This window comes from Citrifermentans bemidjiense Bem, from assembly GCF_000020725.1.
Classification (GTDB): Bacteria; Desulfobacterota; Desulfuromonadia; order Geobacterales; family Geobacteraceae; genus Geomonas; species Geomonas bemidjiensis.
The window spans coordinates 952,501-965,368 of sequence record NC_011146.1 but is presented as its reverse complement, the minus strand read 5'-3'; the positions used below and the strand labels follow the sequence as shown (position 1 = coordinate 965,368).

Genomic DNA, 12,868 nt, shown 5'->3' with positions numbered 1-12,868 from the left:
TGTAGTGAAGTCAATCAAAGCGACCTGCGGCGCATACTGCCTACTCAGCAGCTGCGCCCTCGGCGCGGTAGTCGATCCCCAGGTGCCGCTCACGCAGGCGCTTGATCGAAAGGGGAAGGACGACGGAGGCAAAGATGAGGGAACAGCCGAGCGACTCCCCCGCGGTCAGCCGCTCCCCCAGGATCAGCGTCCCCCCCAGCATGCTCCAGACCGGGTCCATGGTGTAGATGAGCCCAGCCTTGGTGGGGGTGGTGTAGCGCTGATAGGTGTTTTGCAGGGTGAAACAGATCACGGTCGGGAAGATGGCGCAGTAAAGGAGCGACCCGCCCGAGACCGGGCCGATGGCAAAAGGAGGCGCCGGGAGCACCAGGAACAGCAGGCCCCCTACCGCCGTAACCGTGGCGAATTGCACCAGGCTCAACAGGTAGACGTCTTCGTCCCGCAAAAGCTTCGACACCGAAATGATGTGCAGGGCGATGAAGAGCGCGCACAGGGTGGAGAGCAGATCCCCCTTGTTGAACCCTTCCACCCCGCCCTGGGCCAGCTGCCACAGGCCGGCGAGGGCCAGAAAGAGCCCGGTCGCGGTCCAGCGGTCGAAGCGCTCGCGCCAGAAGGCGAAGCAAAGCAAGGGAATGATGAGCACGAACAGGTTGTTAAGGAATCCGGCGCGAGAGACGCTGGTCCCGCTCACCCCGAGGACGAAGGAGAGGTTGGTGGCGGCAAGAGCGGCTCCGACGATAAGACCCTTTCTCAGAACATTCCGGTTGAAGCGCTTCAGGCGCGGCAGGCAGATCGCCGCCATAAGCAGCGTGGCCAGGGCGAAGCGGAAGAACAAAAAGGTGACCGGCGGGATCTCCCGGAAACCGATCTTGTTGAAGATGAAACTGCCCCCCCAGAAGAAGGTGGTCAGTATCAGCCAGAAGGTGGCTTTCGAGGAACGAGGATCTTCATGAGTGAGTTTGGACATCGCCTATTAAAGACCAGGGTTGGGGTTCATGTCAACCCCATAGCGCCCCTATCCCACTGGTTCCTGCCGGGTCCATGGGGGGCGGCGCCGGACCGCTTTTTTGCCATCTTCCTGCCGGATGCGGTCCAGGGGCTAAAGAAACCGCAACAAGCACCGATACGCAAGTAGCAGCTAAATTCATGAGGACGCGGCCCACTGCAAGCAGGTGCAACAAAGGAGGTCTTCTTGGCAGTTGTCCACATCGACAACCTGGCCCCCGGTATGGTTTTAAGCCGCAACGTCTGCGACCGCAGCGGCAGGATGCTGCTTCCGACCGGAGCGGAGCTTACCGAGAAGCATTTCTCGATCTTCAGGATGTGGGGGGTGCTCGAGGTCGAGATCGTAGGCGAAGGTATCGCCGAGGACGCCGAGGCGCCTCAGCACGAGGAGGTGGACCCCGAGCTTTTACGCCAGGCGCGAGCCGAGGTGGAGAGGCTGTTCGTACACAACGACCCGGAGCATCCCGCGGTGAAGGAGCTGCTACGTCTTTGCACCGAAAGGAGGGCCACCCGTGCACCGTAAGCCGCATTCTTCGGTGGAGCACATGGTGGAGGACGTCTCCACCATACATTCCCTTCCGATGTTTTACTCGCAACTATCGGAGGCGATCGACCACCCCCGCAGTTCCATCGGGGACATCGCCAAGATCATCTCCGAGGACCAGGGGCTTACCGCCAGGATCCTCAAGCTCGCCAACAGCCCCCTGTTCGGCTACTTCTCGAAGATCGACACTATCACCCAGGCCGTGACCATCATCGGGGTGCTCCAGGTGCGCGACTTGGCGCTGGCCCTCTCAGTCATGGACGTCTTCAAGGGGATCCCCGAGGACCTGGTCAACATGGAGCAGTTCTGGAAGCACAGCATCGCCACCGGGCTCGCGGCGCGGATTCTTGCCACCAGCCAGCGCGAGGCGAACCTCGAGCGCTTCTTCGTCGCCGGCATCCTCCACGATATCGGCCGACTGGTGATGTACGTCCGGGTGCCGGGGATCTGCCTGGAGCTTTTGGAACAGTGCCGGGCGACGGACACCCTCTTGCACCGCGCGGAACGCGAGAAGTTCGGCTTCGACCACGCCGACGTCGGGGGGGCTCTGCTGAAAAAATGGAAGATCCCCCCCCGGGTGGCCGAACCAGTGGGCGCCCATCACGACTGCCGCCTGGGCGATCAATACCCGCGCGAAAGCTCCATACTCCACATAGCCGACATCATCGCCCACGCGCTGCAGCTCGGCAACAGCGGCGAGATCTTCGTGCCCGAACTGGACAAGGGGGTGTGGGACCGGCTGCAGATCTCCTGCTACTTCCTTCCCACACTGGTGAAACAGGTGGACAGCACCTATGAACAGACCGTATCGGTACTGTTCGGGAGTGAAGATGGATCGCAATGAGAGCGCACAGACGCAGGTCCGTAAGCTTCAGGAGAGGGTGAACTTCCTCGAGGAAACCAACCTGAACTACCTGAAGACGCTCGACGTGCTCACCGCATGCAGCGACTTTCAGTCGGACATCTACCGGCAGAAGGAACCCTCCTTCGTGATCAAGGCGGTCTTCGGCCAGTTGAAGCGGCTGATACCTTTCACCGCTCTCGGCATGCTCGGCATCGAAGCGGACGCTTCCTTCAGCCTCACCGTCTGCGACCCCGAATTCTCTTGTGGCGAGGTCATGAACGAGGTCGACGCGCGGGTGCAGGACGGCACCTTCGCCTGGGCCGTCAACCAGAACCACCCTGTAGTGGTGCCGACGCTCACCGGCACCGACACGCTCGTGCTGCACGTTCTCGCCACCAACAGCCGCATCAGGGGGATGTTCGTGGGGATCCTTCCCGGCAGCCACCTAAGCGCCGAGGTCTCCACCCTCAACGCCCTGAGCAGCATACTGATCAACACGGCATATGCGGTGGAGAACTCCGAGCTCTACGACATGCTGCAGGAACACATGCAGAATCTGGAAATGAAGGTCGCCCAGCGCACTACCGAACTTGAAGAAGCGCTGGTCAAGGCCGAGGCCGCCACCGCGGCAAAGAGCGTCTTTTTGGCCAACATGAGCCACGAGATCAGGACGCCGATGAACGGGGTGATCGGCCTTGCCAAGCTGCTGATGGAGACACCGCTTGACAAGGTGCAGCAAGGCTACATGGAGTCGCTTTCCGATTGCGCCGAAAACCTCCTCACCATCATCAACGAGATCCTCGACGTCTCCAAGGTTGAAGCCGGCATGATAACGCTGGAGGCTATCGTCTTCGACCTGAGGCGTTTCCTGGACCGCTCGCTGCAGCCGTTCGTGCTCCGCGGCCAGGAAAAAGGAGTCCGGGTCCGGTTGGAGGCGTACCCGGGGCTTCCTGAACTGGTGCTGGGGGATCCGGTTCGACTCCGGCAGATACTTGGGAACCTCCTGGGAAATGCGCTCAAATTCACCCAGAAGGGGAGCATCACCCTGACTGCCGCCTTGACGGGGAGCGGAGAGAACGGCGTCGGATTGAAGTTCTCCGTCGCCGACACAGGTATCGGCATAGCCCCGGAAGCGATAGAAGTCATCTTCGAGAAATTCTCCCAGGCCGACAGCTCCACCACCCGCCTCTACGGCGGGACCGGGTTGGGGCTTTCCATCAGCAAAAGCCTGGTCGAACTGATGGGGGGGGAACTCAGCGTGCAAAGCGCGCTGGGAAAAGGGAGCGTTTTCAGCTTCTGTATCGAGTTGAGCCAGCCGAAAGCCGGCGAGCGTCCCGCCGAGGAAGAGGGCGAAGCGCCGGGCGCTAGGGTCGAACGTGAGTTGAAGATCCTCGTGGTGGACGACGTGCCGATCAACCAACTGATCTCCGCAAAGCTCATCGCCAAAACAGGAAACCACCGGATCTCCACCGCGCAAAACGGACAAGAGGCCGTGGAAAAGTGGGAACGGGAGAAGTTCGACCTCATCTTTATGGATGTGCAGATGCCGGTCATGGACGGGCTGGAAGCGACCCGGATCATCAGGAGCCGAGAGCAAGGGACCGGGTGGCGGGTCCACATCTGCGCTATGACCGCCAATGCGATGAAGGAGGACATCACCATCTGTAACGATGCCGGCATGGACAGCTATCTGTCGAAGCCGGTGCGGGAGCGGGAAATCGCCTCCATGATCCGGAAGGTGGCCACCTCCGACGCTCTCCACCCCACCGGGTCCGCCGCCACTCCCTCCCCGGTGCCAGAAGCAGCACCTCTCCCGGCCTTTGATCGGGCCGACCTCCTGGAGCGCCTGGGGGGGGAAGAGAAAGTGGTGGGGATGTTCGTGGTGAAATTCATCACGGCGGTAACCGAGCACCTGGATCAACTGAAGGAGGCTGTCTCGGACCGGGATCTTGCGGCAGTCTATTACCGTGCCCACACCATAGCCGGAACATCCGCCAATATGGGGGCGCCCCTGATGCGTGAACTCGCCGCAAGGATGGAGTCCGCAGCCAAGACAGAGGATGCTGAGCCTCTCGAAGCCCTTTTCCTTCAGTTGCAGCAGGCCTTTTCCGCCTTCAAGTCCGAAAGCGCAGACAGCGCCGTAATCCCCCCTACTTCATAAAAAAAGAGATGGAGGCCGGCGGCCCCCATCTCTTGTCATGCAACTTCCGGCACTCTCTTTCAGGCGCCGTTACTGATCAGCATCTCCAGCGTACGCGTTGCGTCTTGCAGCTGGGAATTTAGACGCTTCAGCTCGTCCCCGTTGTAGACACTGGTCCCCTTGCCGATCTCTTTGCTGAGCCTGTCTATCCTCTGTTGAATTGTGTCAACGCTGTCACGGCATGTCTGGGCCACCAGCAGGCATTCATCCTTCTGATAGTTGTCTCCTGAACTCATCCCCATACCATTTTCACCGGCAAGTACCGGGAGTGCCGATATGAGAGTAACGGCCGTAAACACGGCCAATTTAGTAGCTAAAGCTTTCATGGCCAACCTCCTCTTGTAAGTGCGGCTCCTTTTTCTAAGAGTATAGCTAATCGCTTGAGACAACTGCAAGTGATTTTCTTTATCGGCTATGACAGTAATCCTTCTTACTGCTTCAGAGAGAGGAAGTCCGACCTTGGGCGCGGTCTTACCACTTCACCTCTCCGCTGAAGAATGCAGTGATTGTGTATACATCGACCCGTATACTTTTTCTAAAGATTGCTCCGCTAACCCCGATAGGTCTTTTCGAAGCTTCCGTTGTCACCACCCCAAACACGCGCAACAAAGGGACCAGCATGAACATAAGCAAGAAGATTCTGATCAGCAACGTGGGCATGGTGCTCATCGCGACCATTACCACTTCGGCTATTTCGCTCTACGTCACCAAGAAGGAGATCACGCGCCAGGTCAACGTTTCACTCGGCTCGCGGATCAAGGCTTTCCGCGAACTTATCGGCAAAAGCGATGGCAGCATAGTGTTGGTGGACGGCAAGCTACAGGCCAACGGTGTGACGTTGGACGGCGACAACGCCCTGACCGACAGGATGAAAGAGATCTTCGGGGGGGAGGCGACCATCTTCAGGGACGACGTCCGAGTCGCGACAACGATCAAGAAGGAGGACGGCTCGCGAGCGGTCGGCACCAAGCTTCAGGGACCCGCGCGCGAGGCGGTCGTCGATCGGGCGGTTCCCTACCAGGGGGAGGCAAGCATTCTGGGGGTTCCGCATTTTGCCTCCTATCTCCCCCTTAAAGACGGCAACGGCAAGGTGATTGGCGCTCTTTTCGTCGGCGAGAAAAAGTCCGAGTACCTGGCGGTATTCGAGAAACTGAAATACCTGATCCTCGCGCTGTCCGCACTGCTCGGCGGAACCCTGGCGCTGGCGGGCTACCTGGCTCTGCACAAGGCGCTGATGCCGCTGCGAGAGCTGATCCGGACTCTGCAGAATGTAGCGGAAGGGGACGGTGACCTCACCCATCGCCTTAACGAATCCGACGATGAGATAGGTGCCGCCAGCCGCTATTTCAACCGGTTCATCGACCGGGTCCACACCATTGTGCAGACGGTGGCCGACAACGCTAACTCCGTGGCGAGCGCGAGTTCCGAGTTGCACTCCAGCACAGAGAGGCTTGCCGACACCACCGAGGCAGTAGCCGTGCAGACAGAAACCGTATCGACCGCCGGCGAGGAGATGGCTGCCACTTCCGCGGACATCTCCAAGAACTGCCTGAGCGCGGTCGACAGCGCCCAGCGAGCCTGCGAGATGGCGCGCTATGGCTCCGCCGACGTCGAGCGCACCATCGAAGGGATGAAGCTCATCAACGAGAAGGTGCGAGCCACCTCTGAGAGCGTCGGCAATCTGGGGGTAAAGTCGGAACAAATCGGCGACATCATCGGCACCATCCAGGACATCGCGGACCAGACCAATCTGCTGGCCTTGAACGCGGCGATAGAGGCGGCTCGCGCCGGTGAGCAGGGGCGCGGCTTTGCGGTCGTGGCAGACGAGGTGCGCCGCTTAGCCGAAAGGACCACCAGCGCCACCAAGGAGATCGAGGTCAACATAAGGTCGATTCAAGAAGAGACCGCCCGGGCAGTGCAAGTAATGCACGAAAGCGCACGGGAAGCTGCAAAGGGGGCCGAAGACTCTGTCAAGTCAGGGGAGAGCCTGGGGGAAATTCTGAAACAGGTAAACGAGGTGACGCTGCAGATAGGGCAGATAGCAACGGCTGCCGAAGAGCAGAGCGCGACGAGCCGCGAGATCAGCAATAACGTGCACCAGATTACCGGGATCATTCAGGGCGCAGCCAGGGAAAACCGTGCATCCATGTCGACTGCGGACGAGTTGAACCGGCTCTCGGAGAGTCTGAGGCTGCAGATCTGCAGATTCAGGTATTAAGCCGCCCTCCCCTTCCTGGCGGGGGGAGACGGCGCGCAGCCGCTACTAGTCGGGGAGACGCCAATCTATAGGATCCCTTCCGTGCCGTGCCAGGTAGGCGTTGGCCTGGGAGAAGTGCCGGCAACCGAGGAAACCGCGGTGAGCGGACAGGGGCGACGGATGCGGCGCCCTCAGTACCAGGTGCCTCTTCTCGTCGATTACGCCCCCTTTTCTCTGGGCGTAGGCTCCCCAAAGCATGAAAACGAGGTGATCCTTCTTCTCGTTGAGCATTGAGACGGCGCGGTCGGTGAAGATTTCCCACCCCTTCGCCTGATGGGAAGCGGCGCGTCCAGCCTCGACCGTCAGCACGCTGTTCAAGAGAAGAACGCCCTGGTCCGCCCAGGACTTCAGGTAGCCGTGCCTGAAGTCCTCCTGCGTAAGCCCGAGATCCGTCTGGATCTCCTTGAAGATGTTCACCAGCGAAGGCGGAATATCTACCCCGCGCGGAACGGAGAAGCTAAGCCCGTGGGCTTGGCCCGGCCCGTGGTAGGGATCTTGCCCGAGCACCACCACCTTCACTTTATCAAAGGAGGTGGAGTTGAAGGCGTTGAAGTACTCGCTCCCCTTGGGATAGATGGTCTTCTTGCGCGCTATCTCAAGGCGCAGGAACTCCTTCAACTCAGACATGTAAAGCTTCTGGAACTCCTCCAGCAAGTGCGATTTCCAGCCAGCTTCCAGTTGAATCTGTCTTTCCGTTGTCATATCCAATACCCCGCCACCTTTTATTGCTGCTCACGCAGAAAGAAATTATCACACCCCACCGGCACCAGCCAAGCTTTCTCATAAAGTGCAGGCAATGAGCATCGCGACAGCGCTTTTCCCATGGCCCCATGACACTGCTCCACAAGCTTCAAGATATCTCGCGCCGCCTGCTACAGCATTATCTGGTGCAGATCGTTCAAGGTAAGGGTGAGGTGAAGCGTGACCGCCACGAAGCCTATTTCAAATTGTAACATTGACAGTTTTTAACCTTGTTATAGACTGGTGTGCGTTCGTGCGCATATTCCACCCTTTTCAGCTCGCCTAGAGTGAAAAGTAGATGCTGCAGCAGGCAAGGAGGAACCACATGCAACTGCAATGTTCCGTGCTGGGCAAGGATGTCGAGATCACAGACACTTCAACGCCGGTGATATCGCCCTACTGGCGGCTAAAACGAAACGGAGACTGGACTTTACTCTGCAGATATGCAGCTGAACAAAGCGACTATTCCCTGGTTTCACCGTTAGTGGGAGCGACGCTTTCCCTCATGGACGGACGGCTCGCCTTCAGGCACCTGTGCCTGATCGTCCAGTACGCCCAAGGTTTTGAGAATCTCGAAGCTGCAAAAGAATTCGTTACCAAAGTGATCCTTGCCACAAATAAGGAATGTGACGCCGTAGTTGACATGACACCCGAACTCGAGCCCTTCGCGGTCAAAATGGACCCGTTGCGGTTCGCCTCTAACATGTCGGGGCCGCAGGAGCAGAAAAGGCCGGCAGCACCGCTGTCGTTGAACCTGATGTTCTCAAACGAATGCGAGACCAACTGCAGCTATTGTCAAGCGCAGCGTCGCTACCTGCCGGAGAACACATTGCTCCCTGCAAAGCGATGGAAGGAGATCATAGGGGAAGCCAAATCCCTGGGTATAGAGCAGGTGACTCTTTCCGGGGGAGATCCGCTATACAGAAAGGAAGCCTTAGCACTGATCGGCGAGCTAATCGCAAAGGATATGCTGTTCCAGCTTCCGACTAAATGCTGCATCACAGAAGAAATCGCGGAACGGTTGGTAGAAGTAGGAATGACCAATCCCATCAATCAGTATCTGCGCGAGATACAGCTGACCATCGACGGGCCGGACGAAGGACCAGCTCACAAAAGCGGTCATGTCAGCAAATCAGTCCAAAGCATCAGGAATCTGAAAGCACGAGGGTTCAACTTTCGAGTCAAAGCCGTGGCTACGCCGGTCAATGCCTCGCGAATATATCCATGGATCAAACAGCTGGTAGAGATGGGAGTTACGCAGATAACAGTCGCGGCCTACGCGAAAGTTTATCATAAACATAACGGCAACTTATCTTTGAGCAGCCATGACAAGTTTTCAATTGCCCAACAGTGCCAAAAGGCAAGATCCGACTTTCCGGAGATCAGCCTTAGCACAAGCGGTATTGGTCCCGCGCCAGGCGCCGAACAGTGCATGGAATCGGCATCGGTATTCAAACCTGGGCCGATCGAGATATCAGTGGACATAGGCGACGAAAGTTCCGGTAAGATCAGCTACTGGAAAAGTCGGACGCAGTGTGCCGGCGGCCGTACCAGTATGACGGTAACTCCGGATGGGAAAGTGGTCCTTTGTGATACGGTGCCACAGGATGAGTCATTCTTTGTGGGGGACGTATCGACCCAGTCTCTGCTTGAAGTGTGGAATAGTGAATGCCTGCTGAACTTCGCCTATCCTTCCAGGGAGAAGTTCAAGGGGTCTGCTTGTTACGACTGCGACAAACTTGAGGAGTGCCAGAGTAAGGCAGGGCACTGTTTCAGAGATTCCTATTTTAACTTCGGTACCATCTTCGGGCCTGCTGCCAACTGCCCGGTGGCACAGAGGCAGGCATAGCGGCATTGGGAAAAGGGTCGAGCCCAGGCGCGAAAAAGCCCCGTCAGGATATTCTGACGGGGCTTTTTTATTAAATTCCCTGCGGCGACCTACTCTCCCACACCGTTACCAGTGCAGTACCATCGGCCCAGAGAGGCTTAACTTCCGTGTTCGGGATGGGAACGGGTGTGACCCTCTCGGCATAGCCACAGAGAAACTCTTAGCTCGAACCTTTACGGCTCTAGCAATATATTTCTCCACAATTGCATCTTCGTGATTTGTAGGTTTTGGTTGCTAGCAGTTTATGATCGGGGGGTGGGAGTCCCACCCCCCTCTCTAAGAATTTTTTATGGTCAAGCCTCACGGCCGATTAGTACCGGTCAGCTGAATGCATTACTGCACTTACACACCCGGCCTATCAACGTTGTGGTCTACAACGGGCCTTTAGGGGATTGCTCCCAGGGATACCTAATCTTGAAGGAGGCTTCCCGCTTAGATGCTTTCAGCGGTTATCCTTTCCGTACATAGCTACCCAGCGACTGCTCCTGGCGGAACAACTGGAACACCAGAGGTACGTTCAACCCGGTCCTCTCGTACTAAGGTCAACTCTTCTCAAGTATCCTACGCCCACAGAAGATAGGGACCAAACTGTCTCACGACGTTTTAAACCCAGCTCGCGTACCGCTTTAATTGGCGAACAGCCAAACCCTTGGGACCTACTTCAGCCCCAGGATGCGATGAGCCGACATCGAGGTGCCAAACCTCCCCGTCGATGTGAACTCTTGGGGGAGATCAGCCTGTTATCCCCGGCGTACCTTTTATCCGTTGAGCGACGGCCCTTCCATACAGAACCGCCGGATCACTAAGACCTACTTTCGTACCTGCTCGACTTGTTGGTCTCGCAGTCAAGCTCCCTTATGCCTTTACACTCTACGGCTGGTTTCCAATCAGCCTGAGGGAACCTTCGCGCGCCTCCGTTACTCTTTGGGAGGCGACCGCCCCAGTCAAACTACCCATCAGACAGTGTCCCCGATCCGGATGACGGACCTGGGTTAGACATCCAAACAAACCAGGGTGGTATTTCAAGGATGACTCCACCGAGACTAGCGTCCCAGCTTCAAAGTCTCCCACCTATCCTACACAAGCTTATTCGAATGTCACTGTCAAACTGTAGTAAAGGTGCACGGGGTCTTTCCGTCTTTCTGCGGGTACTCGGCATCTTCACCGAGAATTCAATTTCGCTGAGCCACTGGTTGAGACAGCGCGGAAATCGTTACGCCATTCGTGCAGGTCGGAACTTACCCGACAAGGAATTTCGCTACCTTAGGACCGTTATAGTTACGGCCGCCGTTTACCGGGGCTTCGGTTCAAAGCTTCACCTTGCGGCTAACAAATCCCCTTAACCTTCCGGCACCGGGCAGGCGTCAGACCCTATACGTCGTCTTGCGACTTTGCAGAGTCCTATGTTTTTAGTAAACAGTCGCTACCGCCATTTCTCTGCGACCCTCCCAAGCTAAGAGAGCAAGTCTCTTCACCCAAAAGGGCATACCTTCTCCCGAAGTTACGGTATCATTTTGCCGAGTTCCTTAACCAGTGTTCTCTCAAGCACCTTAGGACATTTATCCTCACCCACCTGAGTCGGTTTACGGTACGGTCACCTGCTGTCTGAAGCTTAGAGGCTTTTCTTGGAAGCATGGGATCAACGACTTTATGGGGATACCCCCTCGTCATCAGCTCTCAGCGTTGAATGGAGAAAGGGATTTGCCTCCTTCTCCCGCCTACGACCTTAAACCAGGACTACCAGCGCCTGGATCGTCTACCCTACTCCGTCCCCCCATCGCAACAACAGGTGGTACGGGAATATTAACCCGTTTCCCATCAACTACGCCTTTCGGCCTCGCCTTAGGGACCGACTAACCCTACGCAGATTACCTTTACGTAGGAAACCTTGGGTTTTCGGTGACAAGGTTTCTCACCTTGTTTTTCGCTACTCATGTCAGCATAATCTCTTGTGATACCTCCAGCCGTCCTCACGGTCGACCTTCGCAGGCTTACACAATGCTCCCCTACCACTGGATCCTTAAGGATCCAATCCGCAGCTTCGGTACTACGCTTAGCCCCGTTACATTTTCCGCGCAGACCCACTCGACCAGTGAGCTATTACGCTTTCTTTAAAGGGTGGCTGCTTCTAAGCCAACCTCCTGGTTGTCTGGGCATTTCCACATCGTTTTCCACTTAGCGTAGATTTTGGGACCTTAGCTGGCGGTCTGGGCTCTTTCCCTTTCGACCGCGGATCTTATCACCCGCAGTCTGACTCCCGCAATAACAGTTAACGGTATTCGGAGTTTGGTTAGGTTTGGTAATCCGGTAAGACCCCTAGCCCATCCAGTGCTCTACCCCCGTTACTTACTTTGCGAGGCTATACCTAAATATATTTCGGGGAGAACCAGCTATCTCCGAGTTTGATTAGCCTTTCACTCCTATCCACACCTCATCCCCTGGCTTTTCAACGCCAGTGGGTTCGGGCCTCCACGAAGTGTTACCTTCCTTTCACCCTGGACATGGATAGATCACCCGGTTTCGGGTCTACCCCCAGCAACTAATTCGCCCTATTAAGACTCGCTTTCGCTGCGGCTCCGTTCTATGAACTTAACCTCGCTGCTGAGGGTAACTCGCTGACTCATTATGCAAAAGGCACGCGGTCACACTGGATTGCTCCATAGTGCTCCCACTGCTTGTAGGCATACGGTTTCAGGTTCTATTTCACCCTCCTCATTGGAGTACTTTTCACCTTTCCCTCACGGTACTGGTTCACTATCGGTCAGAGAGTAGTATTTAGCCTTGGGAGATGGTCCTCCCGGATTCCCACGAGGTTTCACGTGCCTCGCGGTACTCGGGGACACCCTAGGGTGAATCATGGTTTCGGATAAGGGGCTATCACCCACTATGGCCGGCCTTTCCAGACCGTTCTCCTACCAATCATCAATCCCACGTCGGGGCCCCACAACCCCCGCACCATCGAAATGGTACAGGTTTGGGCTGTTCCGCTTTCGCTCGCCGCTACTGACGGAATCACTATTGTTTTCTTTTCCTGAGGGTACTTAGATGTTTCAGTTCCCCTCGTTCGCCACGCATGGCTATGTATTCACCATGCGTTACTGAAGCATTACCTCCAGTAGGTTTCCCCATTCGGAAATCTCCGGGTCAAAGCCTGTTTAGCGGCTCACCGAAGCTTATCGCAGCTTACCACGTCCTTCATCGCCTCTCTCTGCCTAGGCATCCACCGTACGCCCTTAGTAGCTTGACCATAAAAAAACTGTAAATCGATCAATGCTGCTATGCATACCCCAGAAGCAATCGACAACTGACAAGTCAATTGACAACTAACTCCCGGTTGTTACCTACAAATTCACTATATGCAATTGTCAAAGAACAAATCTAATGCCCAC

8 protein-coding genes and 2 rRNA genes are annotated in these 12,868 nt (G+C 56.6%); 5 read left to right on the top strand and 5 right to left on the bottom strand.

What is annotated here, in order from left to right:
• Positions 1-40 precede the first annotated feature (40 nt).
• Positions 41-967, bottom strand: coding sequence for a DMT family transporter (locus GBEM_RS04050; RefSeq protein WP_012529248.1), 927 nt, complete (start codon positions 965-967; stop codon positions 41-43).
• A gap of 225 nt (positions 968-1,192) precedes the next feature.
• Here GBEM_RS04050 and GBEM_RS04045 point away from each other — a divergent pair, with 225 nt between their 5' ends.
• From GBEM_RS04045 to GBEM_RS04035, 3 genes are read left to right on the top strand one after another with little or no spacing between them, the layout of a single operon-like run.
• On the top strand, positions 1,193-1,528 hold the full coding sequence (locus GBEM_RS04045) for a hypothetical protein (protein ID WP_012529247.1): 336 nt from the start codon (positions 1,193-1,195) through the stop codon (positions 1,526-1,528).
• Positions 1,518-2,393, top strand: a complete 876-nt coding sequence (locus GBEM_RS04040; protein ID WP_012529246.1) for an HDOD domain-containing protein — start codon at positions 1,518-1,520, stop codon at positions 2,391-2,393. Before GBEM_RS04045 ends, GBEM_RS04040 begins: the two co-directional genes overlap by 11 nt.
• Entirely contained in the window at positions 2,380-4,554 is a 2,175-nt protein-coding gene (locus GBEM_RS04035; protein ID WP_012529245.1) for an ATP-binding protein, read from the top strand. The genes GBEM_RS04040 and GBEM_RS04035 overlap by 14 nt, the downstream gene beginning before the upstream one ends.
• Positions 4,555-4,613: 59 nt before the next feature.
• Here the strand turns inward: GBEM_RS04035 and GBEM_RS04030 are convergent, their stop codons facing one another.
• Complete coding sequence (locus GBEM_RS04030) at positions 4,614-4,919, bottom strand: hypothetical protein (protein WP_012529244.1); 306 nt, start codon at positions 4,917-4,919, stop codon at positions 4,614-4,616.
• A 293-nt stretch (positions 4,920-5,212) separates the two neighbouring features.
• Between GBEM_RS04030 and GBEM_RS04025 the strand changes: the two genes are divergently transcribed.
• Entirely contained in the window at positions 5,213-6,811 is a 1,599-nt protein-coding gene (locus GBEM_RS04025) for a methyl-accepting chemotaxis protein (RefSeq protein WP_012529243.1), read from the top strand.
• Positions 6,812-6,856: 45 nt separating this feature from the next.
• Here the strand turns inward: GBEM_RS04025 and ung are convergent, their stop codons facing one another.
• Complete coding sequence (gene ung, locus GBEM_RS04020) at positions 6,857-7,552, bottom strand: uracil-DNA glycosylase (RefSeq protein ID WP_012529242.1); 696 nt, start codon at positions 7,550-7,552, stop codon at positions 6,857-6,859.
• A gap of 364 nt (positions 7,553-7,916) precedes the next feature.
• On the opposite strand from ung, the gene GBEM_RS04015 reads away from it, so the two are divergent.
• Entirely contained in the window at positions 7,917-9,440 is a 1,524-nt protein-coding gene (locus GBEM_RS04015; RefSeq protein WP_012529241.1) for a radical SAM/SPASM domain-containing protein, read from the top strand.
• A gap of 76 nt (positions 9,441-9,516) precedes the next feature.
• Here GBEM_RS04015 and rrf read toward each other — a convergent pair.
• Both rrf and GBEM_RS04005 read right to left on the bottom strand, forming a co-directional pair.
• Positions 9,517-9,633, bottom strand: a 5S ribosomal RNA gene (gene rrf, locus GBEM_RS04010).
• Between the two features lie 135 nt (positions 9,634-9,768).
• Positions 9,769-12,726, bottom strand: a 23S ribosomal RNA gene (locus GBEM_RS04005).
• Positions 12,727-12,868: the final 142 nt, after the last annotated feature.

Excerpts from the sequence above, each read along its gene's own strand:
- GBEM_RS04025 (WP_012529243.1), top strand. The coding sequence starts at position 5,213 with ATGAACATAAGCAAGAAGATTCTGATCAGCAACGTGGGCATGGTGCTC.
- ung (WP_012529242.1), bottom strand. The coding sequence starts at position 7,552 with ATGACAACGGAAAGACAGATTCAACTGGAAGCTGGCTGGAAATCGCAC.
- GBEM_RS04035 (WP_012529245.1), top strand. The coding sequence starts at position 2,380 with ATGGATCGCAATGAGAGCGCACAGACGCAGGTCCGTAAGCTTCAGGAG.
- GBEM_RS04050 (WP_012529248.1), bottom strand. The coding sequence starts at position 967 with ATGTCCAAACTCACTCATGAAGATCCTCGTTCCTCGAAAGCCACCTTC.
- GBEM_RS04030 (WP_012529244.1), bottom strand. The coding sequence starts at position 4,919 with ATGAAAGCTTTAGCTACTAAATTGGCCGTGTTTACGGCCGTTACTCTC.
- GBEM_RS04015 (WP_012529241.1), top strand. The coding sequence starts at position 7,917 with ATGCAACTGCAATGTTCCGTGCTGGGCAAGGATGTCGAGATCACAGAC.